This is a genomic window from Actinoplanes sp. NPDC051537, from assembly GCF_055586105.1.
This window is the reverse complement of record NZ_JBVJIU010000011.1, coordinates 289,094-314,933: the sequence shown is the minus strand read 5'-3', so window position 1 is coordinate 314,933 and position 25,840 is coordinate 289,094. Positions and strand designations below refer to the sequence as shown.

The following is a 25,840-nucleotide window of genomic DNA, read 5'->3' as shown; positions in this document are numbered from 1 at the left end:
GTTGTCTGACGACATGCGTGCTCCCACCCATGCCCGTCTACCGTCCGCCACCAGCGTCAACGATCTGGCGGTCGGACGGACGTCGTTGTCCCCGCGGCCGGCCTCAGGCGGCCCGGCGAGCGGTGGACAGCTGCCGTGGCACGGCGGGGCGGGGCGACGGCGCGGCGCCGATGGCGTCCACGAGCAGCGCCTGCACGGCGTCCGGGCCGGGCAGCCACCACCGGGTCCGCTCGGGCGGGACGGCCCAGCGCACCGGGCCCTCGAGCATCCGGCTGGGCGCGGCCGGGATCCACGATCCACGGCCGTGCCGCACCACGTCCAGCCGGTGGTCCAGCTCGGGGCGCAGCGGCGTGCCGGGCTCGACCAGGAACATCCAGCGTCCGCCCGCGGTCACGGCGACCGGGCCGCGGGCGTCGGGACCGTGGCGTCCACCCTGGAGGCGGGCGGCGCCGAGGACGCGCAGACCGAGCGAGGCCGGTACCTCCAGCGCGTCGAACTTCCAGCCGGTCGCCAGCAGCACGCTGTACGGCCGGCGCCGCCACCACTCGGCGACCAGGCCGGGGTCGGTCGTCGCCGAGTCCTCCCAGGACTCCAGCGCCGGGTGGCAGGTCATGATCGGGCAACCGGCCCGGCCGCAGGTGAACCGGTGCCCGGTGAGACAGGCACCGGGCGTCACCGCCCAGCCGTGCTCGGCGTAGCGCAGCGCGTGGCGGCGCAGGCGCACCCGGTCCAGCCGTTCGGAAATCGCCTGCGGCACGAACGGTCCGTTGGCGGTCCACTGCATGGCTCGCATTACCCCCGATCTTTGGGAGACCCACGGCCATATCAGCCGCGGGAGCCGTATCCAAGCGCGACACGCGTCGTTGGGCTCGGCAGATTCACCCTTTGCAAGTTGCAACAAAAACTACGAGCATCGGTGAGCAGGCGATCACACACGCTGTGCGACAGCCGCGCACGTGGACGATCCAAACTGCAAACGACACAAGGGCTCGCCGGCGGGGGTCGCCTGGCGAGTCGGGGGAGGCATCGTGGACGAGCTGCCGATCGGCCGCCGCGTCGCCTACTGGCGCGGCCGACGCAAGATGTCCCAGCAGGTCTTTGCCGACCGGCTGGGAAAGTCCAAGAGCTGGGTCGACAAGGTGGAGCGGGGGGTCCGCCGACTCGACAAGTTCTCCGTCGTCTACGAGATCGCTGACGTACTTCAGGTCGATGTCCAGTTGTTGCTGGGCAAGGACGTGGAACGCCGGCCGGAAACGCAGAACTGCATCGACCAGGTGGAGGTCGAGGAAATTCGGGCGGCTCTGGAGCGCTATGACCAGATGAGCGCGTTCTTCCAGGCTGTGCCCAACTCGCCACCTCTGTCGGAAATGCGCAAAGCGGTCAGCCACGCGTGGCTGACCTATCAGCACGCCAAGTACGGCGTGCTGGCGAGGGCCCTGCCCAAGCTGCTGCGCGACGCGCAGGCGGCGGACAGCGCCCACGCCAGCTCGGCCGAAGCCCGGGACGCGGCCCATCTGCTCGGGCAGGTGTACCAGATCGCGTCGTCGGCGCTGCGCAAGGTCGGCGAGCACGAGCTGTCCTGGCTCGCGGCCGACCGGTCGATCGCGGTCTCCCAGCGGGCCGGCGACCAGCTGCTGGCCGGCCTGGCCAGCTACCGCGTCGGCAGCGCGCTGCTCGCCCTCGGCCGGGTGCGTCCCGCACTGGAGGTCAACGTCAACATCGCGAACCGGCTCGCGCCCAGCCGCGACCAGGCGCAGGCCGACCGGCTCTCCGTGTACGGCATGCTGCTGCTCAACGGCGCGATGGCGGCGGCGCGGATCGGCGACAGCGCGACCGTGCGCGACCTGCTGTGCGGCGCCGAGCAGGCGTCGCTCGAGCTCGGCGGCGACTTCAACCATTACTGGACCAGCTTCGGTCCGACCAACGTGCAGCTGCACCGCTGCGCCACGGCGGTCGAGCTGGGTGACGGCCGCACCGCGGTGGAGACCCACGAGAAGATCGATCAGGTCGGGTTCCACGCGTTGCTGCCGGAGCGCCGGGCGCACCACTACCTGGACATCGCCCGCGGCTACACCCAGATCGGCAACATCGACAAGGCGAGCGAGATGCTCCTGGAGGGCGACCGACTCGCCCCGTCCGAGATCCGCTGCCGCCCGCTCGCCCACGAGGTTCTTTCCGACGTGCTGCGCCGTACGCGTGGGACGCCGCCGGCTCCGATCGCGGAACTGGCCGAGCAGATGGGAGTCGGAGTATGAGGTGGGTCCGCCAGTGATGACGAACCCTTCTGCCGGCGTGCTTTACATCCTGGTTTGTGGCTCGCCCATGGCCCGGGACGTCGGGGTCCTGGTCACTCTCGCCCAGCAGGAAGGCTGGGAGGTCTGCGTGATCACCACGCCGGACGGCCGCAAGTTCGTCGACGTCGCGGCGCTCCAGGCGCAGACCGGACATCCGGTACGTACCTACTACAAGAGTCCCGGCGACCCGGACGTCCTGCCGGACGCGGACGCCATGATCGTCGCGCCGGCGACGGTCAACACGGTCAACAAATGGGCCGCCGGGATCACCGACACTCTGGTCCTCGGCCTGCTGGTCGAGGGCTACGGGTACGGCGTGCCGACGGCCGTCGTCCCGTACACGAACAAGGTCATGGCTTTGCACCCCGCCCTGCACGAGAGCCTGGCGAAGCTCCGGGACTGGGGTGTGCACGTCCTGTACGGCGAGGATGTGTGCCGGCTGGGCGGTCCCGGCCAGACCGATCGCTTCCGCGGGCAGTTCCCGTGGCGACGCGCGCTCCAGGCGGTGAGCAATCCGGTGACGATGAGCAGCCGAGTCGAGCCGGGAACGCACGCGTAGCCCGATAGAGTTGTCGGCCGTGACCGACACTGCCGCCGCACCGACCGTCCTGGACGTGGTCAACGCCCTCGACCGGCGTTACCCCCGGGACTGGGCGGAGTCCTGGGACCGGGTCGGCCTGGTGCTCGGCGATCTCACGCACGCCGTCACCCGGGTGCTGGCCGTCGTCGACTGCGTCCCCGAGACCGTCGACCAGGCGCTCGCGGCGGGCGCCGACCTGATCGTGGCCCACCACCCGCTGCTGCTGAAACCGGTGTCGACGATCGCCCCCGATACGTACAAGGGCCGGATCATCCACCGGCTGATCCGCGGTGACGTTGCTCTCTACGCCGCGCACACCAACGCCGACGTGGCCAACCCCGGCGTCTCCGACGCCCTCGCCCACCGGCTCGAGCTGACCGGGCTGCGCCCGCTGGTGCCGGCGACCGGCGCCGCCGAGGGGGAGGGCCGCGGGCTGGGCCGCATCGGCGAGCTGCCCGAGCCGATGACGCTCGCCGAGCTCACCGGGTTCGCGGCGGTGCGCCTGCCGCAGACGGCAGCGGGCATCCGCGCGGCCGGCGACCCGGAGCGGGCGATCCGCACGGTCGCGGTCTGCGGCGGCGCCGGCGACTCGTTCCTGGCCGACGCGACCAGGGCGCGCGTCGACGCGTACCTTTGCTCCGATCTTCGCCACCACCCCGCCAGTGAGCATCTCGCCGAGGGAGGCCCCGCCCTGCTCGATGTCGCCCATTGGGCGACCGAGCGACCCTGGCTCGACGAGGTGGGCGCCTGGCTGCGCGAAGAGTTCGGCGTCGAGGTGACGGTGTCCGACGTGGACACCGACCCCTGGACGGTTCATGCTTTCAGTTCCCTTCAGAAGGAGACCCAGCCGTGAAGGCCTCCCCGGATGCCCAGCGCCGCCTGCTCGACCTGCAGGCGGTCGACACCGCCCTCGCCCAGCTCGCGCACAAGCGCAAGTCGCTGCCCGAGCTCGCCGAGATCGACGCGGCGTCCCGGGAGATCTCCGCACTCGAGGACGAGCGGGTTCGCGCCCAGGTCGCCGTCGACGACCTCGAGCGCGACATCAGCCGGTTCGAGAAGGACATCGAGCAGGTGCGCACCCGCAAGGACAAGGACCAGAAGCGGCTGGACGCGGGCGGCGCGCTCCGTGAGATCGAGGGCCTCCAGCACGAGCTCGCCACGCTCAACCGGCGGCAGTCCGAGCTCGAGGACTCCGAGCTCGAGCTGATGGAGCAGAAGGAGACGGCCGACGCGGCCCTGACCGAGGTGGGTGGCCGGCTGGCGGCGGCGGTCGAGCGCCGGGCGGCGGCCGAGCGCCGGCGCGACGAGGCGCTCAGCGACATCACCAAGGAGCAGGAGTTCAAGTCCTCCAGCCGGGGCCCGCTCGCCGCCGATCTGCCCGCCGACCTGGTCGGGCTCTACGACAAGATCCGGTTGGAGTCCGGGCTCGGCGCGGCGCTCCTGCGCTCCGGGCGGTGCGGCGGGTGCCGCATCGAGCTGTACGGCGCCGACCTGGCCCGGGTGAAGTCGGCGGACGCCGACGACGTCGTCCGGTGCGAGGAGTGCCGGCGGATCATGGTGCGAACCGCGGAGTCCGGACTGTGAGAGTGCTGGTCGAGGCCGACGGCGGGTCCCGGGGCAACCCGGGGCCGGCCGGTTACGGCGCGGTGGTCCGCACCCACCCGACCGCGGAGATCCTTCTCGAGCGGTACGGGTCGCTGGGCACCACGACCAACAACGTCGCCGAGTACACGGGCCTGATCGAGGGGCTCAAGGCGGCGCTCGAGCTGAACGCGACCGAGGTCGACGTCCGGATGGACTCGAAGCTCGTGGTCGAGCAGATGTCCGGCCGCTGGCAGATCAAGAACCCGGGCCTGCGGCCGCTCGCGGCGTCGGCGGCCGAGCTGGTCAGCCGCTTCTCCCGGGTCTCGTTCGAGTGGATCCCGCGGGAGCGCAACAAGGCGGCCGACGCGCTCGCGAACCGGGCGATGGACGAGGCGCAGGGCAAGACCCCGCGACCCGAGCTGATCGACGAGCCGGCGCCGGCGCCGGCTCCGCCGGTCTCGTGGGCGCCGCCCTCGATGGAGAACGCGACCCGCCTCATCCTGGTCCGCCACGGCGAGACCTCGCTGACCAAGCAGGGCCGCTACTCGGGCCGGGGCGACGTGCCGCTCTCCGACGAGGGGGAGGCCCAGGCGATGGCGGCCGCGGGCCGGGTCGCGGGCATCTCCCGGGACGTCACCGCGGTGCTGGCCTCGCCGCTGCGCCGGTGCGTGCGGACCGCCGAGCTGATCGCGGCCGAGGTCGGCGGCGTGCCGGTGACCGTGGTGGACGACCTGATCGAGTGCGACTTCGGCCAGTGGGAGGGGCTGACCTTCGCCGAGGTGCAGGAGCGCTGGCCGCACGAGATGAACGCGTGGCTGGGCTCGACGTCGGTGGCGCCGCCCGGTGGCGAGTCCTTCCAGGCGGTGGCGAAGCGGATCCGGTCCGCGATGGCGACGGTGCTCAAGGCGTACGCGGGAGGGGTGGTCGTGATCGTCTCCCACGTCTCGCCGATCAAGCTGATCCTGCGGGACGCGCTCGCCGCCTCGGACACCTTCCTGCACCGGCTGTACCTGGACGCGGCCGGCGTCTCGACGATGGATGCGTGGCCGGACGGGAACGTGGCGGTCCGCTCGGTGAACGAGACCGCGCACCTGCGCTAGCTCTGGCGAAGTTAGCCCTCTGAGGATGAGGCCGGAAACTCCCGTTCGCGGTGGACTGATCACAACATTCCGCGGCTCCGGGAGGGCGTCGTGTTCGACAACAATGGGTCGTTCCTGCTCGCGCTGTTCGAGTTCTTCATCTTCTTCGCCTGGTTCATGTGTCTCTTCTGGATCTTCGGAGACCTGTTCCGGAGCAAGGACCTCGGCGGTGGGGGCAAGACACTCTGGACCCTGTTCCTGATCATCCTGCCGCTGCTGGGCATGCTGGTGTACCTGATCGCCCGCGGCGGCGGCATGCAGGAGCGGGCGATGGCATCGGCGGCCGAGTCGCAGAAGCGGCAGGACGCGTACATCCGTTCGGTGGCCACATCGGACGGCAAGCGCAGCGCGACCGACGAGATCGCGTCGGCCAAGTCGCTGCTCGATTCGGGCGCGATCACGGCCGGCGAGTTCGAGAAGCTCAAGGCGACTGCGCTCGGCCAGACTCCGGCGGCCGCCTAGCCCGGCATCGGCCGCGGGTTCGCCCGCGGCCGTTCCGGCTGTTCCGGCTGTTCCGGCTGTTCCGGCTGTTCCGGCCGCTCCGGCCGGCCCGCTCAGGCGGCGAAGGCGGCGGCGATCGCTTCGCGGATCTCGGGCTCGGGCGGCAGCGGGATGCCCTGTTCCGAGGCCATCGCGCGGAGCGAGGTCATCGGGACGCCGTCCAGGCTGCAGGCCACGAAGCGGTGGTAGGCGCTCAGGTCGGGGTCGATGTTCAGCGCGAAGCCGTGGCTCGTGACGCCGTGCCGGATGCGCATGCCGATCGAGACGAGCTTGGCGTGCTCCGGGGTCCAGACGCCGACCAGGCTCGGGTGGCCCTTGGGCGTGTCGCGGCGGATCGTCCGGAAACCGAGGCCGCCCAGGGCCGTGATCAGCGAGTTCTCGACCCAGCGGACCACGTCGCCGGGGCCGCGCTCGTGCAGGTCGACGACCAGGTAGCCGACGAGCTGGCCGGGACCGTGGTACGTCGCGTGACCGCCGCGATCGACGGCCACGGTCGGAATCGGGTCGCCGGCCGAGGGCAGGTCGCCGGGCGGGGTCTGCTTGCCGTACGTGATCACTTCGGGGTGGGTGAGCAGGAACAGCCGGTCGGGCGCGATGCCGGTGCGGCGCTCCTCGACCCAGCCGGCCATGTCGTCGATCGCCCGCGTGTAGGGCACCTCGCCGAGGTCGACCCGCTTCAGGTCGGTCATCGCGTCCACGGATCGAGCGTACGTCTCTATCGTGATGGGGTGCCGATCGCGCTTCGCCTGCCGTCGCCGCTCCAGGCGCTCGACGGGGATGTCGGCGGCGTGCGTGTCCTGCTCAAGCGGGACGACCTCATCCACCCCGATTTCCCGGGGAACAAGTGGCGGAAGCTGAAGTACAACCTCGAGGCGGCGGCGGGGCACGAGACGTTGCTGACCTTCGGCGGGGCGTATTCCAACCACATCCTGGCCACGGCGGCGGCCGGGCATCATTTCGGGTTCCGGACGGTGGGGGTCATCCGGGGGGAGGAGCGGTTGCCGCTCAACCCGATCCTGCGGCGGGCCGTCGGCTTCGGCATGAGGCTGGTGTACGTCGATCGTGCGCTATATCGCGATAAATCGGGCAGGGGAGGAGTGCTGGGCAGAGGGGAGAGCGGCCGGTGCGGCGACTGCTTCGTCATCCCCGAGGGCGGCGCGAACCGGCACGCCCTGAGAGGCGCCGCCGAGTTGGTCGGTGAGATCGACGTGCCGTTCGACGTGCTGTGTTGCGCCGCGGGGACGGGGGCCACCCTGGCCGGTGCGGCCACGGCCCTGAGCGCGGGGCAGACGGCGATCGGCTTCGCCGCCCTCAAGGGCGACTTCCTGGCCGGCGACGTGCGCCGCCTCCAGGCGGACTACGGCATGCCGACCACCAACTGGCACGTCGAGGGCGGCTTCCACTTCGGCGGCTTCGCCAGATCCACGCCGGAGCTGGACGCCTTCATCGCGGACTTCCGGGACAAGCACGGCATCACCCTCGACCGCGTCTACGAGGCGAAGATGATGGCCGGCCTCTTCGCCCTGATCGCGGAAGGGCGCTTCCCGGCCGGCACGACGATCGTGGCCGTCATCGCGTGAGCTGGGTGCTCAGATGAGCCCCGACGACGGCGGCCATGTCCAGCGCCGGGTCGCCCAGCAGCCACTGGATCTGCAGGCCGTCCATCAACGCGATCAGCTCGCGGGCGGCCCGCGCCGGATCGACCCCGGGCACCAGGTCGCCGGCCGACTGCGCCTCGGCGTACGCACCCTGGATCTCGTGCAGTATGCGGCGGTAACGCTGGACGAAGTAGTCGTGCGCGGGGTGATCGGCCGCGGTCGCCTCCGCCGACAGCACCGTGAACAGCTCGACGATGCCCCGCCGGGTCTGGTTGAGCGCGACCAGGTCGACCAGCCGGCGCAGGGCCGCGACCCCGGCCGGCGAGCCCGCCGAGATGCGCTCCTGGTCGACCTCGTCGCGATGCTCGAGCACCGCCAGCAGCAGCGACTCCTTGGTCGGGAAATGGTGCAGCAGGCCCGGATGGGAGATGCCGCAGCGGGCCGCGATCTCCCGCAGGGACGTGCCCCGGTAGCCGGCCTCGCCGAACAGGGCGGTGGCCTGGTCGAGGATGTCTCGCCGCTTGGCGCGGCCCTTCGCGTACCCCACGCCTAAATACTTACCAAGCGGTTGGGATTCGTCTAGCGTCGGTCTCATGGCCGTCACTCACCTCCAGCCGGCCCCGGCCCTGCGCCGGGCGCGCGTCGCCACCTCCGCGATCTTCGCCGTGCACGGCTCGGTGACGGGCACCTTCGCGGCGCGTGTCCCCTGGGTGGCCGACCACGTCGGGGTCAGTGCCGGCGGCCTGGGCATCGCGCTGCTCATGCCCGGCGTCGGCGCGCTGCTGGCGATGCCGATCTCCGGCCGGCTCGCGCATCGTTTCGATCTGCGTCCGCTCGTACGCCTCCTGATCATCCTCTGGTGCCTGGCGCTGCTCCTCCCGGCCCTGCCGACCAACCTGCCCCTGCTCTGCGCGGTGCTGGTGATCTACGGCGCCACCGCCGGGCTCGCCGACGTGGCCATGAACGCGCACGCCGTGCTGGTCGAGGAGCGGTACGAGCGATCGGTGATGTCCGGCTTCCACGGCTGGTGGAGCGTCGGCGGCCTGGCCGGCTCGGCGGTCGCGGCGTTCGCCGCCCAGGCCGGGCTCGGCGCGCCGCTGCACTTCGCACTGACCACCGCCGCGCTCATCGTGATCGCCCTGTTCGCCTCGACCTGGCTGATCTCGCACCGGCCCGAGCCGACCGTCGACGAGCCGCCGGCATTCGCGCTGCCGTCGCGCGAGGTGCTGCCGATCGGGCTCATCGGCCTGTGCGCGGTCTTCGCCGAGGGCGCGAGCCTCGACTGGTCCGCGGTCTACGTGCGCGATCTGCTGAACCACCCGGCGTCGACCGCCGCCGCGACCGTCGCGATCTTCTCGATCTGCATGGCGGCGGCCCGCTTCGGCGGTGACTGGGTGGTGCGCCGGCTCGGGCCGGTGACGACCGTGCGGATCTCCGGCGTGCTGGCGACCGTGGGTGCGTTGACCGTGGTGCTGGCCTCGCCGGTGGCGCTGGTGATCGCCGGGTTCGGGCTGCTCGGGATCGGGATCGCGGTGGTCGTACCGCTGGTGTTCGCGGCCGCCGGCAAGCTGGACGGGCATCCGGGGCGGAACATCGCGGGGGTGGCCGGCATCGCGTACGGGAGCGGGTTGATCGCCCCTGGCATCATCGGTGCCGTCGCCCACGTGTCCAGCCTGACCGTGTCGTTTACGCTGATTGTCGGGTTGACCGCCCTGATGGGCCTCGGGGCGACGGCCCTACGCCCCCGTGCGAGGTCGCTGTAACATACAACTATGAGTGATGACGCGGTTCTGGGCACGATCGAGACGCAGGTGGCGATGCTGATGCGGCTCGGCGAGGCGACGCGCCGTTCGACCGGTGTCCAGCCGCATCGCGCGCTCGACCGCGCGGCGTACGTCATCCTCCGCCGGTTGCAGCAGGACGGCCCGATGAACGTCTCCGTGCTCGCCGCCGCGCTCAACCTCGACGGCTCGACGGTGACGCGCCAGGTCACGGCCCTGCAGCAGGACGCGCTGATCGAGCGCCGCGCCGACCCCAAGGACGGCCGTGGCACCGTCGTCGCCGCCACCCCGCTCGGGCTCGAGCAGGTCGAGGCGGTGCGACGGGCGCGGCGCGCGCTCTACGGCACCGTGCTCAAGGGCTACTCCGACGCCGAGAAGCAGGAGCTGGCCGACGCGCTCGAGCGGTTCAACGGCGCGCTGGCCGAGCACATGCGCAGCCGGGGCCGGTCGGTGTAGCTTTTCCCGCTTCCGGGAACATTCAGGGCCGTGAACATCTCCCGTCGCCGGCCCGCGGTCCTCATCGGTCTCGCGCTGGCCGCCGTCCTCGTCGTCGGTCTCGTCGCGATCCTGGCCGGCCTGCACAAGGGCGATGACACGCTGACCGGCCCGGTCGACGGCGCGCGCAACGCCACCTTCGAGGTGCTGAACGGGGCTACCTCGGTGCATGTGCGGGCGGGTTCGCTCGGTGACGACCTGTATCGGGTGACGGCGTCGGATGGGCTCACGGCTTCGGTTGATCGGGACAATGCGGACGTACGGTTGAAGCTCGCCGGAAATTCCGGAAATATCAATGTATTGCTGAACGCCGACGTGGGTTGGACGTTGCGGATGACCGGCGGCGCCCAGGACATGGGGATCGACATGGGCGCCGGCACCACCGACGCGATCCAGCTGACCGGCGGCGCGAGCCGGATCGACCTGGTGCTGGCCCGTCCGGCGCGAGCCACCGCCGTGACCATGACCGGCGGCGTCGACCAGTTCGGGGTGCGGCTCGCGGCGGGCACGCCGGTGCGGGTCGCGGCCCAGTCCGGGGCCGGCCAGGTGACCATCGACGGTCAGACCCATCAGGGCGTCGGCGGCGGCCAGGTCTTCACGGCGGACGGCTGGCAGGACGGCGCGGCCGGGGTCGACGTGCAGGCCCGGGCGGGTGCGGGCGGCATCACGATCACCGAGGGCTAACGTCAGCGGCATGGACCCTTCTGACAACCCGCTGATCGGCACCCGGATCCGGCTCCGGGAGATGCGCGAGGACGACCTGAGCGACCTCGTGGCCTGGTGGCAGGACCCGGAGGTGCTGTCCCGGCAGACGAGCGGCCCGCTCCTGCCCCGGCCCGGTGACGCGCTCGCCGAGCAGTTCCGGTCGTGGAACCGCAACCAGGGCATCGACGCCGGCTTCACGGTGACCACCCGCAACGAGGACACGATCATCGGGCACGTCGCCCTCTTCGGCGCCGAGGCGCACAACCGCACGGCCACCTTCGCGATCATCATCGGCCCGCCGTTCCAAGGCCAGGGCTACGGCAGCGAGGCCACCCGGCTCACCCTCGGCTATGGGTTCGGCGAGCTCAACCTGCATCGCATCCAGCTCGGCGTCCTCGGTTTCAACGAACGAGCGATTCACACGTACGCGAAGGCAGGCTTCGTGGAGGAGGGCCGGGACCGGGAGGCGGTCTTCCGCGGCGGCCGCTGGCACGACCAGGTCCGCATGGCGATCCTGGACCGCGAGTGGTGGTCCGCGAATCCGGCGTAGCCACCCGTTCGACGGACTCGGCCGGTTCCACTGTGGCTCTACCATGGGCGACACCCCGCTGGGTCACCCCATCAACCGTCGGAGCGCGCATATGACTCGGCTGGACCCGTCATCGTTCGAGTGCCCCGAGCATCCCGGCGCCGACCTCACGGAGCTCGTGCTGGAGCAGCTCGAGGAGACCGGCGGGCCCCTCGCGTACGACTCCCGGAAGCTCTTTCGCCGCAAGCCGCGGGATCCGAGTTTCGAGGTCGTCGTGACCTGTCCGGCCGGCGACGGGCATCCGCAGCCGTGCACCGGGATGTACTGGCCGTGACGCTCACCGCGCGGCAGCGGGCGCTCGTGGCGCTGGCCGACGAGCTCACCCCGGCCAAGTCGCTGGCCCGGATGGACGCGGCCACCGGGCGGGTGGTGACCACGGTGAGCGTCGTCGGCACGCTGCTGACCGGCTTCGGGCTGATCGCGGCCCAGATGCCGGGGGTCGAGGGCGCGGCGCGGGCGTTCGCGGTGGGCGCGGTGGCGGTGGCGTTCGCCGCGGTCCTGTGCGCGCTGGCGGCCCAGATCCTGACCGTGGTCCGGGGGCTGAACACCAACAACCTGCTCGAGGTCGAGCGCTGGTACCGGCGCCGGTTTCTGACCCGGGCGCCGCTGACCGGGGCCGCCGGCGTGCTGCTGGTCGTCGCGGTCGCGGCGGCGGGACTGGCGGCCGTGCTGGCCCTGGCCGGGGACGACCCGCACCGGCCGTCGGTGGCGGTCACCCGGACCGCGTCGGGGGACGGCGTCGAGGACGTGACCGTGGACGTGACGTTCCGCGGGGTGGACGCCGGTCAGGTCGCGAGCGTGACGATCGCCGTGGACGGGAAAACGGTCGCGCAGGCGGCGGTCACGCCCACGCCCGACGGGGTGGTGAGCCGCACCCTGACCGCGACGAAGGTGCCCGCCGCCGGGACGGTCGGCGTGAGCGCCCGCGCCGGCGACACCACCTGCACCGCCGCCGGCGCGCCGGGGCAGCCGCTCACCCTGTCCTGCCGGGCCGCCTAGCCCTTCGCGAGCGCGCTCCGGATCCGTTCCACCAGCGCGCCCGCCTGGTCGGCGCTGGCGGCGCTGTCCGGCCCGAGCGCGACGAACGCGTCGCGGGCGGCCACGGCGTAGGACAGCGCATCGTCGAGTCGCCCGGCGCCGCTCAGCGTCACGGCGATGTTGTGCCGCGTCTGGGCGGCGCCGAACGCGTCGTTCAGCGCCTCGCGGTGCCGGATCGCCTGCTGGAAGTTGCGCATGGCCTCGGTGACGTCGCTCGCCGTCCCGTAGATCACGCCGAGCTGGTTGTGGATGGTCGACCGGTACTCGTGATGATCCGGCGGGGTGAGCTCGAGAACCTGCCGGTAGCCCGCGAGGGCGGAGGCGAGGTAGCCGCGCAGCACGTCCTGCGGCGCGTTGGCGGCGTAGGCGGCGATGAAGCGCGCGAGGGCGTTGCCGGCCAGCGAGGCCAGGCTCGCGACCTGGCCGGAGAGATCGTCCGGGTCACGCAGTTCGAGGCTGCGCCGATGCCAGATCTCGCCCTCGTCGAAATCCTTCAGGTTGTCGTAGGAGTGGCCGAGCCCGGTGGCGATGTCGGCCTGTGAGGCGGTGTCGCCGACCCGCCCGAACAGCTCGTAGCCGGCCTTGCCGTGGCGCAGCGCGGCGGTCAGGTCCCGTTGCTCGTGGTAGAGCCGGGCGAGGTCGTGCTCGTGGACGCCGAGGGACCGGATGTGCGTGCGGCCGGTCCGGTCGAGCTCGGCGTCCGGCACGTCGATGTACGGGCGCGCACGTTCCCGGGCCCAGGCGAGCAGCTCCGTCTGGAGCTGGGTGGCGCCGCTGAGGTCCCGCAGGTCGCGCGCGATCCGGACCCGCCACGTCGTGACGTAGGGGTAGTGCTCCTCGCGACCCGGCCGGGGCTTGCCGTCGGGGGTGATGAAGTCGGGGAGTGTCCGTTCGACGAGCCGCGCCCATTCCGTGCTGCGGCCGGTCTCGGTGTAGAGCTTGCTGACGGCGAGCAGCAGGTTGTTCTCGGCGTCCAGCAGCTCGAGGCGCCGGGCCAGCTCGAGGGCGTGCAGCAGGTTGGCCTCCTCCACCCGCAGGACGCCGATCGAGGCCGACGTCGCGACCTGGATGCGGCTGTCGTGCTGGCTGTTGTGCAGGGCGGTGGCGTACACGTAGGTGCGTTCCGCGTGCCGGGCGGCCGCGCCGTCGGCCGGCCCGAGATGCTGGTCGTACAGGCCGTGGAAGTACCACGGCAGGGCGGGATGGATCCGGTAGACGCCATCCGCGTAGGACTCGAGAAGGCCGATGCCGGCCGCCCGGTCCAACAGCCCGGTTGCCTCGTCCCGCGTCATCCCGGCCAGGGCGGGCACGGGGCCGGCCTCCATCCGGGAGTCGCCCATGATCTGCAGGCAGCCGGCGTTGACCGTCTCGCGGAACAGGTGCAGGACGGCCAGTCTCGTCCGCTCCTCGGGGGTGAACGCGGTGGTGAAGCCGTAGTCCAGGGACGCGGCGAGCGAACCCGACCGGCCCAGCGCCACGTCGTCCGGGTTCTCCAGTCGCGACCGCCCGGCGGTGACCCGCCCGACGAACTCGGCCAGGGCCCGGGAGGTGGCGGCGGCGTGCTCCCGGAGCGCCTGCCGCACGGTGACCGTGATGGTGAGCGGGTTCCCGCCGGTGAAGCGCAGCAGCGGCCGCCAGTCCACCTCGTCGTCCTCGGCCGCGTGGCCCAGGCTGTCGGTGAGCGCCCGGGCCAGCTGAAGGCGCTCGGCCATCGGCATCTCCGGCAGCCGACGCCGGGCCGGCAGCGCGCCCAGCCAGGCCTGCTCGTCCCGGCGCGAGGTCAGCAGCACCTTGGCCCGGGTCCTGGTCTTGAGATCGCCGAGGAACCCCCGCAGCTCGGCCTGTTCCCCCGCGGTCCAGGCGCTGGCCGCGCCCTGCGGGAACCCGGTCACCGGCTCCACGTTGTCCCAGATCCACAGCACCGGCGTCTGGGCCAGCAGGCGAAGCACCAGTTCGCGGCGGACCGCCCGGTCGGTGATCGCCGCCCACGGGTAGCCCTGGGCCTCGAGCAGGCCGGCGAACTCGGTGCCGACCGTGTCGAGCACTCGGTCCAGGGGCGTGTAGTGCTCGAACGAGGTCCACAGCACCGGCCCCGAGCCGAGCTGGGGATGGTGCAGGCCGCCGGTCGACGAGTACCACCGGGCGAACTCGGCCACCGTCGTCGTCTTGCCCGCCCCGGCCAGGGCGTGCAGCAGCACGATCCGGCCGGTGTCGAACGCGCGGTCGAGCGACAGCAGCGTCTCGTCGCGGCCGAAGAAGCCCACGTCCGGCGCGGCCGGCACGCCGCCGTCGGGGCCGGTCGGCGGCGCCTCGTCGAGCCGGATGCGGACCGCCTGCGGCTCGGCCGGCTCGAGCAGGGACAGCGGCTTGGTCTCGTAGACGGTCGGGACGACCCAGTCCTGCAACGCGATCGGCGCCGCGCCGATGTGCCGGGTCGGATCGCCGGCGAGCTGCTGCCGCGCGACCGTGGCCGCCTCGCCGAGGCTGCGTCCCGTGCCGAGCTGCTGGTACAGGTCGGCGACGAACTGGGCGGCGGTCACGACGTACACGTTGTAGCGCATCGCGACGACGCCGGCCACGCCGGCGTCGGCGACCTCGGCGGCCAATGACCCGTACGCCCGGATCCGCCCCTGCATTTTGGTGGTGGACGGGGTGTCCTGCGGCTCGGCGTAGGCGGATCGGCACGCGTTCAGCACCAGCACCGGCACGCGGTGCCTCACCAGCAGGTCGGCCAGCGTCGGACCGTCCACCAGCTGCTGGTTGCTCTCCGCCCGGGGGTCCTCGAACAGCAGGTAGCCGTGGCGGCCGGACCGCTGCGGACCGGCCAGGTTCACCCGGTACTGCATGGACGAGACGGTCAGCCCGTCGTCGTCATCGTCGGTCAGGCCGGCGATGTCCAGGTACGCGCCGTGGCCGTCGAAGTGGACCACGTGGTACGGCCGCTTCGCGTCGGCGGCCGCCCGGAGGACCTCGCCGAGCCGGGCGAAGGTGGCCGGGCGCAGGACGTCGAGCTTCAGCCCCGGCAACCGGTCCGCGCCCGCCCGGATCAGGCGCGACGCCACCGACCGGAACGGCACGTCGTCGCGGCCGCCCGGCCGGCAGATCACCAGCAGCACGCGCAGCTCGTCCGACGTCTCCCGGGGCAGCCGCACCGATCCCGCGGTCTCGCGATGGGTGCGCACGAACTGCCCGGCCGCCAGCACCAGGGCCCGCCCGCCGACCGGTTCGCGCAGCAGCTCCCACGGCAGCCCGGGCGCGTCGGCCGGATCGGAGTCGACCTCGATGCGTACGGCGTCGAGATCCTGAGATGCCTTTCCCCAGATCTCCGCCGCGACACCGGCGCCGAACACGGCCTCGAACAGGCGGCCGCCGAGGTCCGCGAGCATCGTCTCGGCGCGGATCGCCAGCGCCGGCGACGGGTCGGAGGGGAACTCGGCGTACTCCTCCAGATACCACCGGATCAGCTCGGCCGGTCCGTCCTCGACGGTGACGTCGACCGGGACCGTCACCTGGCGCTCGCCGAACCCGGCGGCGCTCCATGAGACCGTCACCGATCGCCCGCCGTCCGCCGGCCGATCCACCAGCCGCAACACCGACAGCTCTTCGTCAGCCGGCATCGGCTCACCTCCTGGCCAGTCGCGCTGCCCCCCGCACCAGCCACACCCGACACGGTCGGCATCTTGACCGTGACGCACCGCGCACACTAGCGAACCCGGGCCAGTGCCGATCGCTTGACGGGCGGGTCGGCGCGGACCACAGTCGACCGGTGCGGGACGGGTAAAAGAGAGGCCGTGCGGTCGCTGCACGGCGGCGAGAGCCCATGGTGGATCGATCTGATGTCACCCGATGGGGTGATCTCGTCGGTGGTGTTCCGGTCGCCGAGCAGCCGCATCACGGCCGACCAGATCGCGACGAACGCGGCGGCGCTCGTGGTGGCGGCCGAGCACGGACTGCCGGCGCCCCGGCTGCTCGCCGCGGGGGGAACGGCCAGCCTGGAGACCGTGTTGCCGGGGACTAGCACGTGGCCGGTCGCGCCCGACGTCGCGTTGCTCCGGTCGGCGGGGGCGCTCCTCGCGCGGGTCCACGCCGTGACCCTCGCGCCGCGGCCGGCGCTGCCGTTCCGGCCACGGCCGATCGCGGTCGACGACTTCGCCGGGGAACGCCGCCGGGGGCGGATGCCCTCCACCCCGCTGCTCGACCGGGCCGACGAGCTGGTGCGGGCGAGCACGCCACCCGAGGGGCCGGCCGTCTTCGTGCACGGTGACGTCTGGCCCGGTAACACGCTGGTGGTCGACGGCCGTGTGCACGCCCTGATCGACTGGAAGACGGCCGGCGTCGGTCATCCCGGGGTCGATCTGGGGGAGCTGCGCAAGCAGGTGGCGATGCTGTACGACGACTACGCGCCCGGGCACGTGCTGGCGGGCTGGGAACAGGTCGCCGGGACCGGTGTGGGCGACATCGCGTACTGGGATGCCGTGGCCGCTCTCAACACCCCGACCGAGTCTTACAGCGCGCACGCCGCTCGCCGGCGCGACGACTTCCTGCGGGCGGCGATCGCCCGGCTTTGACGGTTTCGACGGCGAGGGCGCCGCACCCCGATGGATGCGACGCCCTCCGACCCGGGAGCGGGTCAGGCCTACGTGGACGAGACCGCCTCGACGGCCGTCTTCTCGCGTTCCACGCGCGGGTCGCCCTCGTCGGCGAAGTAGTCGTCCGGCGTCGTTCCGTCCACGCCTTCCGGCGTCTTCATGGCCCGGAACAGGAACGTCGCCAGCACCGCGACGATGAGGTTGACCGCGACGGCCACGAATCCCACATAGATGGTCTTGGGGCTGTCGAAACCCCAGAACTTCTCGAGGGGGAACGCGGATCCGCCGAAATGCGCCTTCTTGGTGGCGGCGTTGGGAATCTGCCAGAGCATCCACAGGGCCAGGGCCATGCCGGCCGTCCAGCCCGCGATGAGCGCCCCGCGATGCAGCCAGCGGGTGTAAAGGCCGATCGCGACCGCCGGCGCGGTCTGCAGAATGATGATGCCGCCGATCAGCTGCAGATCGATGGAGAACTGCGGGTCGAGGAACACGATGAACGCGACCGCGCCGATTTTCACGACCAGCGAGGCGATCTTCGATACCTTCGCCTGCTCGGCGTCGGTGGCGTCACGCTTCAGGTATTCCTTGTAGATGTTGCGGGTGAAGAGATTCGCCGCCGCGATCGACATGATGGCGGCCGGAACGAGCGCGCCGATACCGATCGCGGCGAACGCGATCCCGGCGAACCAGGACGGAAATTTCTGGTCGAACAGCAACGGCACCACCGTGTTGCTGTCCACCGTGCCGGCTTTCGCGCCGGGCAGCGGCTTCACGCCCGCCGAAATGGCCATGTAGCCGAGCAGGGCGATCAAACCCAGCAGGAAGCTGTACGCGGGAAGCGCCGACATGTTGCGCTTGATGACATTCCGGTTCCGGCTCGCCAGCACGCCGGTGATGCTGTGCGGGTAGAGGAACAGGGCCAGCGCCGAACCGAGCGCCAGCGTCACGTATTGAATCTGATTGTTGGCGTTCAGCAGGATGCCGTCACCCGGGTTGGGCGACGCCTGGAATTTCTTGTCGGCCGCGTCGAAGATGTCGCCCCAGCCGCCCAGCTTGTAGGGCAGGTAGATGACCGCCACCAGGATCACGATGTAGATCAGCGAGTCCTTGACGAAGGCGATCAGCGCCGGGGCGCGAAGACCCGATTGATAGGTGTACGCCGCCAGGATCGCGAACGCGATGATGATCGGCGCATGCCGGGCGAGCAGGCTGTCGCCGGTCACGCCCATCGTCTTGAGAACCGCCTCGATGCCGACCAGTTGCAGCGCGATGTACGGCATCGTGGCGACGATTCCGGTGATCGCGATGAGCAGCGCGAGGGTCGGCGACTCGAACCGGGTGCGGACGAAGTCGGCCGGCGTCACGAAACCGTGCCGGTGCGACACCGACCAGAGCCGGATCAGGATCAGGAAGAACAGCGGGTAGATGATCACGGTGTAGGGCACCGCGAAGAAGCCGGCGGCGCCGGCCCCGAAGATCAGGGCGGGAACGGCCACGAAGGTGTACGCGGTGTAGAGGTCCCCACCGACCAGGAACCACGTGATCCAGCCGCCGAAGCTGCGGCCGCCCAGGCCCCACTCGTCGAGGTGAGCCATGTCCTTCGGCGCCCGCCACTTGGCCGCCACGAAGCCCATGCCGCTGACCAGCAGGAACAGCGCCGTGAAGATGATGATTTCGGTGATGTGGTCGCTCATCGGGTCACCGCCTCGTCATTCGGTAGACCAGACTGGTGGTCGCCACGCCGAGGAGAATGAACGCGAACTGCAACCAGTAGAACATCGGGAATCCCCACAACCGCGGGGAGTCGTGGTTGTACAGGAACGTCAGCAAGGGCACCACAATGGGGATGATCAGCAGCCAGTTCCACGGGCTGTGATCGGATTTTCTCTGGAGAACCGCGGATTCCCGCACGGCCGCGCTTTCTTGCGCGGGCGCCGGGCTTACCGGCGCGGCCGCCGGGCTTTCCGGGGCGGGTGCCGGGCTTACCGGGGCGGGTGCCGGGCTTACCGGCGCCGCCGCCGCGCTTTCCTTCGCCAGATTTTCCGGGGCGGGCGCCGGGCTTTCTTGCGCAGCCGCCGGCTCGGGAGATTCAGGCTCGGCCATCAGCCGCACCTCCTCGCTCTTCGTCGGGCCGGGGATGAGGGCCCACCATGAAGCTAACGACGAGGGTCGGAACGAGTCGATCACCGTGCGCCGAACGGGCGAGGGGGGGGGGGGGGGGGGGAACACACCCCCCCCCCCCCCCCCCGCCAGAGCCACACTGCAACCGAACCTCCCGCCTCCCCGCTAGCTGCCTCTTCTTCTCCCCCCCCCCCCCCCCCCCCCCCCCCCCCCCCCCCCCCCCCCCCCCCCTCCCCCCTCCCCCCCCCCCCCCCCCCCCCCCCCCCGCTCCGGGACTTAGCGGGAGCCCAGGCCGAAACTGATGGCCTTGGTCAGCGACGCGTTCTCGTCATCGCCGTCCAGGGACCACATCATCGCCCCGCCCAGGCCCTTGGCCCGGATGTAGAGCGTCTTCTGCAAAAGCTGCGCGGGATCGTCGTACGTCCAATAGGTCGTCCCGTCGAAAAGCCACGAGTTGCCGGCCTTCCAGTCGCGGTAGACCTTGAATCCCGGCAGGTTCTTGACCGTCTTGTAGTCCTCGGTGCCGCCGCCGAAGACGCTCGGCGCCGGACCGGTCGCCGTGGCGAACCGGCCGTTGCCGCCGCTCGTGATGCCCGTCCAGCCCTGGCTGTAGTAGGGCATGCCCAGCACGAGCTCGCTCTTCGGCGCGCCCGCCTTCACCCAGGCGTTGATCGCGTTGTCGGCGGAGAAGTCCGGGTTGTCCGGCGCGCCCTTCGGCACGAAGATCGACGACTGCTGGTTGGTCCGCGTCTCCCACGTGCCGTGGTAGTCGTAGCCCTGCACGGTCCCGAAGTCGAGGTACTTGAAGATCTTGTTGCCCTCGAACCCGGCCACGATCTTCGCGGGCGCGGCCGGCAGGAACGCCGTCAGGTCGTAGTGCTTGCGGGTGGTGCGGCCGAGCTTGTCGAGCTGGCTGCGGAACTCCGCGGCCAGCAGCGTGAAGTTGTGCTTGTCCTCGGGCCGGATCACGTTGCCGGCGTTGCCGTCCGAGCCCGGCCACTCCCAGTCGAGGTCGATGCCGTCGAAGATGTTCGCCGCGACACCGGCGGCGAGATCCGGCAGGTTCCCCTTGATCCAGAGATCGATGCAGGAGCTGACGAGCTTCTTACGCGAGGCGTCGGTCAGGGCGGCGTCCGAGAAGTACGCGGACCCGGTCCACCCGCCCAGCGAGATCAGCACCCGCAGCTTGGGGTTCTTGGCCTTGAGCTCGGCGAGCTGGTTGAGGTTCCCGGCGATCGGCTGCCCCGCGACGTCGCCGACACCGTCGACGCTGAGCGCATCCGAGAACGACGTTCCCCAGTCGGCCCAGGGGTCGGCCGAGATGCAGGTGCCGGCCGCGGTGACCGGTCCGAAGGCATAGTTGAGGTGGGTGAGCCGGGCGGCCGCGCCCGAATTCTGCACCTTGCTGAGCTGGAAGTTACGGCCGTAGATACCCCACTGCGTGAAGTAGCCGGCCTTGACGTACGACTTGCCCTTGCCACCACCATGCGCCTGTGCCGCGACAGGCGAGGCCGCCACGATCGAGGTGGCCACAGCAGCCACCGCGACAAGACGGCGGGTCAGACCGCGCATGAGCCCTCCAGGGCCAAAACGTTGAAGAAACTTTCCTAATTGAGGAAGCTAAACGTCCACACGCGCCGAAGCAATCGTCTGTTCATCGAAGCCGGGCCATGGTGCGCCCTTCGCGTCTTTCTTGCGCATTTTCCGGCCGTACGCCGCGACGCCCTGCCCGATCACGCCAGGCTCTCCGCCGCGCACCCAGCTCGGGTGACCGTCTCGACTTCGAGGACGACGGACGAGTCGGCCTGTACGCCGGATTCTGTGCCCGGCTCGCGCCGGGGGCGGTCATCCATCTCGGCCTGCCGTTGCCGGCCGGCTCTTGCGGCCTACCCGCAGGCTCGGGCGAGCAGCCCTCGAACGCCTGCGCCGGCCGGGGCCTTGCGGTCCCGGCCTTTCTTGGCCTTGCTCCGGGTGGGGTTTACCTAGCCACCCCGGTCGCCCGGGGTGCTGGTGAGCTCTTACCTCACCGTTTCACCCTTACCGGCCTCTCGGCCGGCGGTCTGTTTTCTGTGGCACTGTCCCGCGGGTCACCCCGGGTTGCCGTTAACAACCACCCTGCTCTTCGGAGTCCGGACGTTCCTCGGTGACGCCCCGGAGGGCGCCGACGCGACCGCCCGGCCGACTCGTCCGTCGGGAGGATTCTAGCGACCACGTAGATTCGGCCTTGCCATGGATCTCTCGCATGTACTTCTGCTGCTGGTCGCCGGGGTCGCCGCCGGTGGGGTCAACGCGATCGCCGGCGGCGGGTCGCTGATCACGTTCCCGAGCCTGATCGCCACGGGGCTGCCGACGGTCGACGCGAACGTGACCAACTCGGTATCGGTCTTCCCGGGGTACGTGTCCAGCGTCGTCGGCAGCCGGGCCGACCTCGCGGGGCAGGGCCGGCGGGTGCGGTCGATCCTGCCCACGAGCCTGGTCGGGTCGGTCGGGGGCTGCGCGCTGTTGCTGCTCACGCCGGCCCGGGCGTTCGAGGTCATCGTGCCGTTCCTGGTGCTGGGGGCGGCGGCCACGCTGGCGTTCCAGGAGCGGCTGCGCGGGCTGGTCGGGCACCCGCGGCACATGTCGCCGCGGCGGGCCGCCGTCACGCTGCAGTGCGTGGTCTTCGTGGGGGCGATCTACGGCGGCTACTTCGGGGCGGCGCTGGGCGTCATGTACGTGGCGGCGCTCGCCCTGATCCTCGACGAGCCGCTGAAGCGGATCAACGCCCTCAAGAACGTGCTGTCGGCCGCGGTCGGCCTGGTCACCGTCGTGGTGTTCGCGATCTTCGCGGACGTGCACTGGGGCGCGGTGCTCGTCCTGGCGCCGGCGACGATCATCGGAGGGTACGCGGGGGCGAAGCTGGCCCGGCGACTCCCGGCGCGCGTGCTGAGGGTCCTCATCGTCACCTTCGGCACCGCAATCGGCCTGGTCCTGCTGTATCGCGCAATAAAGTGATAAATCGGGCGGGAGAAAGAGCCTCCTCCGGTCTGACGCGCCGGCGGGAACGGTGGCCGGCGGGAACGGTGGCCGGCGGGAACGGTGGCCGGCGGGAACGGTGGCCGGCCGGGGAGGATGGCCCGCGCCGGGTGGGGCGCCGCCTAGATCAGGTCTGACGGGTTGGTGTTGGCGCCGCAGAGCAGGACGACCACGCGCTCGGACGGCGCCGGAATGTAGGCCCCCGAGGTCAGCGCCGCGTAGGCCGCCGCGGTTCCGTGCTCGACCACCATCCGGTAGTCCTCCCACAGCCGGCGGCGGGCGTCGACGATGGCTTTGTCGTCGACCAGCAGGGCGCTGATCCCGGCGTCCTGGGCCAGCTCGAAGGCGATGTCCCCGACCCGCCGCGCGCCCAGTGAATCCGCCGCCACGCCGGACACCGGCACGTCGACCGGCGCCCCGGTACTCAGCGCCGTGTGCAGCGCCGCGGAGGTCGAGGGCTCGACCGAGATCACGTCGGCCGTGTCGCGCAAGGTGGCGATCATGCCGGCGATCAGGCCGCCGCCGCCGACGGCGACCAGCACGGTGTCGAAGCCGTCCGGCAGCTGGGACAGCAGTTCGAGGCCGAGCGTCCCGTTTCCGGCGACCATGTCCGGGTCGTCGTAGGCGTGACAGAAGTACGCTCCGGACGCCTGGGCCCACTCGACCGCCGCGAGGTACGCCTCGGCGTACTCGCTGCCGGTCTGCACGACCGAGGCGCCGAGCTTGCGGAGCTTTGCCACCTTGATCGCGGGCGCCGTCGCGGGCACGTAGACCTCGGCCGGCACGCCCAGCTCGCGGGCGGCGTAGGCGGCGGCCAGGCCCGCGTTGCCGCCGGACGCGGCCACGATGCCGGCCGACGGCAGGACGCCGCGGGTGGCGGCCGCGACGATCTGGTTGAACATGCCGCGGGTCTTGAAGCTGCCCGCGTGCTGCGTCAGCTCGAGCTTGAACCAGACGTTCCGGTCGGCCCGCATGACCGGAGTCCGCCGGATCCGGTCGCTGATCCGCTTCTCCGCCGCCCGTACGTCGTCGATGTCAATCATCGAAAACGACTCTAGGCGATGCTCCAGGTCATGCGTCGGGAGGAGACGGCTGAGCGCTCACCTACCAGCCTCGCGAGGTCGAGCAACCGGTTCGAGAAGCCCCACTCGTTGTCGAACCAGCCGCGCACCTTCACGCCGCCGTCGGCCGTCGTCTGGGTGCCGGACGGGTCGAACAGGCAGGACGCCGGGTTGTTCTTCACGTCGATCGAGACCGTCGGATCCGGGTCGTACGCGAGGATGCCGCGCAGTGGCCCGGCCGCCGCCTCGGCCATGGCCCGGTTGACGTCCTCGACGCTGACCGCCCGATCGGTCAGGCCGGACAGCTCGGCCAGCGACCCGATCGGGGTGGGCACGCAGTAGTAGCTGTACCGCATCTCGCCGATCTCCGGCAGCGCCGCCCGCACCAGGTCACCGACCACGTAGTTGTGCGGGATGATGCTCTCCCCGGTGGCCCGGCCGAGGCGCGGGTCCTCCCGGGACGTGCCCATCACCGAGTCCTGCGCCTTCTGCCAGCCCTGGGTGGCCAGCACCACCGAGGTGTTCACCGACCGCAGGCCGAACCGATCCAGCAGGACCTTCGCCATCATGGTCAGGGCGTTGACCCCGCACGAGCCGGGGGAGACCACGTCGTGGGTCTCGGGGTCGTAGGTGTGGTGGTTGGCCCCGTAGACCAGGAATGCGTCCGGGTCGTCGGCCGAGGCGCTGATCACGACCTTGCGGGCGCCGCCGTGGGTGATGTGGGTGCGGGCCGTGGTGCCGGCCCGGAAGCGGCCGGTGGCCTCGATGACGACGTCGACCCCGGCGTCGGCCCAGGGGATGCGCTCGGGCTGTGCATGATGGAATACGCGGATCGCATGGTCATTCACGACGAGTTGGTCGGTGCGGGCCGTGACGGTGCCGGGAAATGAGCCACGAATGCTGTCCCGGCGCAGCCCGTAGGCCATTTTCTCGGTCGACGCAAGGTCGTTCACGGCGCCAATGGATATTCCGGAATCTCCGGAGGCGGCCACTATCCGCGTGAGACTGCGGCCAATCCGTCCTAATCCGTTGATGCCGATCGTGACAGTCATCGAGGCGCTCCTAGACCGCTTGTGATCCGTGCTTGTCGCGGGCCCGGGCAGTTCCAGCAACCCTGGCTTCAACCCGGTGTTACGCCCCCGACACTATGAGTCGTGCAACTTGCACGTCAACGCAGGACACGTCACAGGGTGACCTAGATCCACATAAGACCTGGTCGGCGGGGTCACACGTTGGGGAACGGTGACTAACGGGCATTGCTGGCGCTTGATGCGACATCGCTCGGAAAGGTGAATGAGTATCTTGCCGATGACCCGCGTCATCCGGATTGCCCGTGCGTTTTCCGGCCAGGCGTGCCATTCTTCGGCGAGAATTTCAGCGCGGGCGCGGCGGATCGGTATTCCGGAACCGATCCGCCGCGTGGCGACAATCACTGAGCTGGATGTCTGTGCGAAAGGCCACGCGGGGACGGGGCGATAGCGCCGAGGACGGTGGTGCCCGGCTGGGGGACGGTGCCGGCCTCGCGTTCCGGGCGAGCCCTTATCGGCGAATCCACCTCATGATGGGCTTTCGTCCGTAATGCTTCCAGGTGTGGTGGCTCAGGAGAACCCGCAGGTCGCGTCGGTCATGCAGTTCCGCCGGTTCGCGCTCGCGGTCTGCGTGATCGGCGTGCTGGTGCAGCTCGGCCTGACCGCGTACTACCTGAGCATGGGCCACAAGGCGCAGCCGCATCACCTGCCGGTCGGGCTGGTGACGCCGGCGGCCAAGCGCGACGCCGTGATGAACCTGCTCTCGAGCAACGACTACTTCAAGGTCACCGACTACGCGACCTCGGACGACCTGGTCATCGCGATCAAGCGGCGGGACGTCTACGGCGGCGTGGACATCACGGCGAGCAAGCCGCACCTGTACGTCGCGAGCGCCGCCGGGCCCGCCGCCGCGAGCCTGCTGCGCGCCACCTACACCGGCGTCGTGCAGCAGCAGACCGCCGAGACCCTCGACCAGCTCGCGTCGGAGGGCAAGAGCATGACGGTGAGCGCCGCGCAGGACCTCAACACGCCACCCGCCGTCACCGACGTGGTGCCGCTGCCCAGCGACGACGTCAACGGGGTGTCGCTCGGCTTTCTCACCCAGGCGCTGGCGCTCGGCGGCACGATCGCCTCGATGGGGCTGGGCCGGCTGATCCCGCGCGCCCGGCGCTCCTGGCGGCGCGGCCTCGCGCACGTCACCATCCTGATCGTGTACGCGGTCGGCTCCGCGGCCGTGATCCTCTGGTCGATGACCTGGTTCGGCGTCGGCGAGACCGCGGACCGGGGCGAGATGCTCGGCATCTTCTCGCTGATCTCGCTGGCCATCACGGCCTCGACGGCCGGCGCGGTGGCGCTGCTCGGCCCGGCCGGCGCGTTGATCGGGGCGATGTACTTCACGCTCGGCACGGTCATCTCCGGGGCCAGCATCCTGCCCGAGTTCCTGCCCGCGTTCGGCCGGCACGTGGGGGAGAACCTGCCGACCGGCGCCGGCGTGCAGGCGGTGCGCGACGACCTGTACTTCCCGGCCGCGCACATCTCCGGGCATCTGACCGTGCTCGGCCTCTACGCCGGCATCGGGGCCGTGGTCGTGCTGATCACCAACATGCTGCCGCACGCCAAGAACACCACCTCCGAGGTCGAGCTCGACCTGGTGGAACGGCTCGAGGGCGCGGAGCGCCGGGAGCCGGTCAGCATCTAAGGCTCAGCCCCGGCGGCGTACGG

The 25,840-nt window shown here is 70.9% G+C and carries 25 protein-coding genes and 1 other RNA gene; 16 read left to right on the top strand and 10 right to left on the bottom strand.

The genetic code is table 11. From position 1 onward, the window contains the following. Positions 1-103: 103 nt before the first annotated feature. Entirely contained in the window at positions 104-784 is a 681-nt protein-coding gene (locus ACZ6TB_RS27730; RefSeq protein ID WP_465558640.1) for a bifunctional DNA primase/polymerase, read from the bottom strand. Positions 785-1,028: 244 nt separating this feature from the next. Between ACZ6TB_RS27730 and ACZ6TB_RS27725 the strand changes: the two genes are divergently transcribed. The 6 genes from ACZ6TB_RS27725 to ACZ6TB_RS27700 all read left to right on the top strand — a co-directional run bounded on the left by ACZ6TB_RS27725 (position 1,029) and on the right by ACZ6TB_RS27700 (position 6,059). Next, positions 1,029-2,255, top strand: a complete 1,227-nt coding sequence (locus tag ACZ6TB_RS27725) for a helix-turn-helix domain-containing protein (RefSeq protein ID WP_465558517.1) — start codon at positions 1,029-1,031, stop codon at positions 2,253-2,255. A 16-nt stretch (positions 2,256-2,271) separates the two neighbouring features. Continuing rightward, on the top strand, positions 2,272-2,853 hold the full coding sequence (locus ACZ6TB_RS27720; RefSeq protein WP_465558515.1) for a flavoprotein: 582 nt from the start codon (positions 2,272-2,274) through the stop codon (positions 2,851-2,853). A 19-nt stretch (positions 2,854-2,872) separates the two neighbouring features. Next, entirely contained in the window at positions 2,873-3,727 is an 855-nt protein-coding gene (locus ACZ6TB_RS27715; RefSeq protein ID WP_465558513.1) for a Nif3-like dinuclear metal center hexameric protein, read from the top strand. Next, positions 3,724-4,458 carry a zinc ribbon domain-containing protein gene (locus ACZ6TB_RS27710; protein ID WP_465558511.1) on the top strand — a complete coding sequence of 245 codons (735 nt, stop codon included), beginning with the start codon at positions 3,724-3,726 and terminating at the stop codon, positions 4,456-4,458. Before ACZ6TB_RS27715 ends, ACZ6TB_RS27710 begins: the two co-directional genes overlap by 4 nt. Continuing rightward, positions 4,455-5,558 carry a bifunctional RNase H/acid phosphatase gene (locus tag ACZ6TB_RS27705; protein ID WP_465558509.1) on the top strand — a complete coding sequence of 368 codons (1,104 nt, stop codon included), beginning with the start codon at positions 4,455-4,457 and terminating at the stop codon, positions 5,556-5,558. Before ACZ6TB_RS27710 ends, ACZ6TB_RS27705 begins: the two co-directional genes overlap by 4 nt. A 90-nt stretch (positions 5,559-5,648) precedes the next feature. Next, entirely contained in the window at positions 5,649-6,059 is a 411-nt protein-coding gene (locus ACZ6TB_RS27700) for an SHOCT domain-containing protein (protein WP_465558507.1), read from the top strand. Positions 6,060-6,151: 92 nt separating this feature from the next. Here the strand turns inward: ACZ6TB_RS27700 and lipB are convergent, their stop codons facing one another. Continuing rightward, positions 6,152-6,787: a lipoyl(octanoyl) transferase LipB gene (gene lipB, locus ACZ6TB_RS27695; RefSeq protein WP_465558639.1), complete on the bottom strand. Its 636-nt coding sequence runs from the start codon at positions 6,785-6,787 to the stop codon at positions 6,152-6,154. Positions 6,788-6,826: 39 nt separating this feature from the next. On the opposite strand from lipB, the gene ACZ6TB_RS27690 reads away from it, so the two are divergent. After that, positions 6,827-7,678: a 1-aminocyclopropane-1-carboxylate deaminase/D-cysteine desulfhydrase gene (locus ACZ6TB_RS27690; RefSeq protein WP_465558505.1), complete on the top strand. Its 852-nt coding sequence runs from the start codon at positions 6,827-6,829 to the stop codon at positions 7,676-7,678. Here ACZ6TB_RS27690 and ACZ6TB_RS27685 read toward each other — a convergent pair. Further along, on the bottom strand, positions 7,668-8,243 hold the full coding sequence (locus tag ACZ6TB_RS27685; RefSeq protein ID WP_465558503.1) for a TetR/AcrR family transcriptional regulator: 576 nt from the start codon (positions 8,241-8,243) through the stop codon (positions 7,668-7,670). The genes ACZ6TB_RS27690 and ACZ6TB_RS27685 overlap by 11 nt on opposite strands. A gap of 46 nt (positions 8,244-8,289) precedes the next feature. Here ACZ6TB_RS27685 and ACZ6TB_RS27680 point away from each other — a divergent pair, with 46 nt between their 5' ends. The 6 genes from ACZ6TB_RS27680 to ACZ6TB_RS27655 all read left to right on the top strand — a co-directional run bounded on the left by ACZ6TB_RS27680 (position 8,290) and on the right by ACZ6TB_RS27655 (position 12,265). Further along, positions 8,290-9,459: an MFS transporter gene (locus tag ACZ6TB_RS27680; RefSeq protein ID WP_465558501.1), complete on the top strand. Its 1,170-nt coding sequence runs from the start codon at positions 8,290-8,292 to the stop codon at positions 9,457-9,459. Positions 9,460-9,468: 9 nt separating this feature from the next. Continuing rightward, entirely contained in the window at positions 9,469-9,933 is a 465-nt protein-coding gene (locus ACZ6TB_RS27675; protein WP_465558499.1) for a MarR family winged helix-turn-helix transcriptional regulator, read from the top strand. 30 nt (positions 9,934-9,963) lie between these two features. Continuing rightward, positions 9,964-10,656 carry a DUF4097 family beta strand repeat-containing protein gene (locus ACZ6TB_RS27670; RefSeq protein WP_465558497.1) on the top strand — a complete coding sequence of 231 codons (693 nt, stop codon included), beginning with the start codon at positions 9,964-9,966 and terminating at the stop codon, positions 10,654-10,656. A gap of 10 nt (positions 10,657-10,666) precedes the next feature. Continuing rightward, positions 10,667-11,227 carry a GNAT family N-acetyltransferase gene (locus tag ACZ6TB_RS27665; RefSeq protein WP_465558495.1) on the top strand — a complete coding sequence of 187 codons (561 nt, stop codon included), beginning with the start codon at positions 10,667-10,669 and terminating at the stop codon, positions 11,225-11,227. Between the two features lie 91 nt (positions 11,228-11,318). Further along, positions 11,319-11,540 carry a hypothetical protein gene (locus tag ACZ6TB_RS27660; protein WP_465558493.1) on the top strand — a complete coding sequence of 74 codons (222 nt, stop codon included), beginning with the start codon at positions 11,319-11,321 and terminating at the stop codon, positions 11,538-11,540. Next, the gene (locus tag ACZ6TB_RS27655) at positions 11,537-12,265 is read left to right on the top strand and encodes a hypothetical protein (RefSeq protein WP_465558491.1); all 729 of its coding nucleotides are present in this window, start codon (positions 11,537-11,539) and stop codon (positions 12,263-12,265) included. The genes ACZ6TB_RS27660 and ACZ6TB_RS27655 overlap by 4 nt, the downstream gene beginning before the upstream one ends. Here ACZ6TB_RS27655 and ACZ6TB_RS27650 read toward each other — a convergent pair. After that, positions 12,262-15,921, bottom strand: a complete 3,660-nt coding sequence (locus tag ACZ6TB_RS27650) for a CHAT domain-containing protein (RefSeq protein WP_465558489.1) — start codon at positions 15,919-15,921, stop codon at positions 12,262-12,264. The genes ACZ6TB_RS27655 and ACZ6TB_RS27650 overlap by 4 nt on opposite strands. Positions 15,922-16,095: 174 nt before the next feature. Between ACZ6TB_RS27650 and ACZ6TB_RS27645 the strand changes: the two genes are divergently transcribed. After that, positions 16,096-16,872: a phosphotransferase family protein gene (locus ACZ6TB_RS27645; protein ID WP_465558487.1), complete on the top strand. Its 777-nt coding sequence runs from the start codon at positions 16,096-16,098 to the stop codon at positions 16,870-16,872. A 68-nt stretch (positions 16,873-16,940) separates the two neighbouring features. On the opposite strand, the gene mctP is transcribed toward ACZ6TB_RS27645, so the two are convergent. The 4 genes from mctP to rnpB form a co-directional block, all read right to left on the bottom strand. Further along, complete coding sequence (gene mctP, locus ACZ6TB_RS27640; protein WP_465558485.1) at positions 16,941-18,587, bottom strand: monocarboxylate uptake permease MctP; 1,647 nt, start codon at positions 18,585-18,587, stop codon at positions 16,941-16,943. A 4-nt stretch (positions 18,588-18,591) separates the two neighbouring features. Beyond that, entirely contained in the window at positions 18,592-18,930 is a 339-nt protein-coding gene (locus ACZ6TB_RS27635) for a DUF3311 domain-containing protein (protein WP_465558637.1), read from the bottom strand. A 360-nt stretch (positions 18,931-19,290) separates the two neighbouring features. Next, entirely contained in the window at positions 19,291-20,586 is a 1,296-nt protein-coding gene (locus ACZ6TB_RS27630) for a glycoside hydrolase family 18 protein (protein ID WP_465558483.1), read from the bottom strand. A gap of 220 nt (positions 20,587-20,806) precedes the next feature. Next, an RNA gene (gene rnpB, locus ACZ6TB_RS27625) (RNase P RNA component class A) lies at positions 20,807-21,200 on the bottom strand. Positions 21,201-21,243: 43 nt separating this feature from the next. Here rnpB and ACZ6TB_RS27620 point away from each other — a divergent pair. Continuing rightward, complete coding sequence (locus ACZ6TB_RS27620) at positions 21,244-22,008, top strand: sulfite exporter TauE/SafE family protein (protein ID WP_465558481.1); 765 nt, start codon at positions 21,244-21,246, stop codon at positions 22,006-22,008. A 143-nt stretch (positions 22,009-22,151) separates the two neighbouring features. On the opposite strand, the gene ACZ6TB_RS27615 is transcribed toward ACZ6TB_RS27620, so the two are convergent. Continuing rightward, a complete protein-coding gene (locus tag ACZ6TB_RS27615; protein WP_465558479.1) occupies positions 22,152-23,072 on the bottom strand; it encodes a threonine/serine dehydratase in 921 nt (306 codons plus the stop codon). Positions 23,073-23,083: 11 nt separating this feature from the next. After that, positions 23,084-24,142, bottom strand: coding sequence for a type I glyceraldehyde-3-phosphate dehydrogenase (locus tag ACZ6TB_RS27610; RefSeq protein ID WP_465558477.1), 1,059 nt, complete (start codon positions 24,140-24,142; stop codon positions 23,084-23,086). Positions 24,143-24,680: 538 nt separating this feature from the next. Here ACZ6TB_RS27610 and ACZ6TB_RS27605 point away from each other — a divergent pair. Then, entirely contained in the window at positions 24,681-25,817 is a 1,137-nt protein-coding gene (locus ACZ6TB_RS27605; RefSeq protein ID WP_465558475.1) for a hypothetical protein, read from the top strand. The last annotated feature ends 23 nt before the right edge of the window (positions 25,818-25,840 follow it).

Excerpts from the sequence above, each read along its gene's own strand:
- mctP (WP_465558485.1), bottom strand. The coding sequence starts at position 18,587 with ATGAGCGACCACATCACCGAAATCATCATCTTCACGGCGCTGTTCCTG.
- ACZ6TB_RS27620 (WP_465558481.1), top strand. The coding sequence starts at position 21,244 with ATGGATCTCTCGCATGTACTTCTGCTGCTGGTCGCCGGGGTCGCCGCC.
- ACZ6TB_RS27630 (WP_465558483.1), bottom strand. The coding sequence starts at position 20,586 with ATGCGCGGTCTGACCCGCCGTCTTGTCGCGGTGGCTGCTGTGGCCACC.
- ACZ6TB_RS27665 (WP_465558495.1), top strand. The coding sequence starts at position 10,667 with ATGGACCCTTCTGACAACCCGCTGATCGGCACCCGGATCCGGCTCCGG.
- ACZ6TB_RS27615 (WP_465558479.1), bottom strand. The coding sequence starts at position 23,072 with ATGATTGACATCGACGACGTACGGGCGGCGGAGAAGCGGATCAGCGAC.
- ACZ6TB_RS27720 (WP_465558515.1), top strand. The coding sequence starts at position 2,272 with ATGACGAACCCTTCTGCCGGCGTGCTTTACATCCTGGTTTGTGGCTCG.
- ACZ6TB_RS27730 (WP_465558640.1), bottom strand. The coding sequence starts at position 784 with ATGCAGTGGACCGCCAACGGACCGTTCGTGCCGCAGGCGATTTCCGAA.
- ACZ6TB_RS27650 (WP_465558489.1), bottom strand. The coding sequence starts at position 15,921 with ATGCCGGCTGACGAAGAGCTGTCGGTGTTGCGGCTGGTGGATCGGCCG.
- ACZ6TB_RS27680 (WP_465558501.1), top strand. The coding sequence starts at position 8,290 with ATGGCCGTCACTCACCTCCAGCCGGCCCCGGCCCTGCGCCGGGCGCGC.
- ACZ6TB_RS27610 (WP_465558477.1), bottom strand. The coding sequence starts at position 24,142 with ATGACTGTCACGATCGGCATCAACGGATTAGGACGGATTGGCCGCAGT.
- ACZ6TB_RS27660 (WP_465558493.1), top strand. The coding sequence starts at position 11,319 with ATGACTCGGCTGGACCCGTCATCGTTCGAGTGCCCCGAGCATCCCGGC.
- ACZ6TB_RS27675 (WP_465558499.1), top strand. The coding sequence starts at position 9,469 with ATGAGTGATGACGCGGTTCTGGGCACGATCGAGACGCAGGTGGCGATG.
- lipB (WP_465558639.1), bottom strand. The coding sequence starts at position 6,787 with ATGACCGACCTGAAGCGGGTCGACCTCGGCGAGGTGCCCTACACGCGG.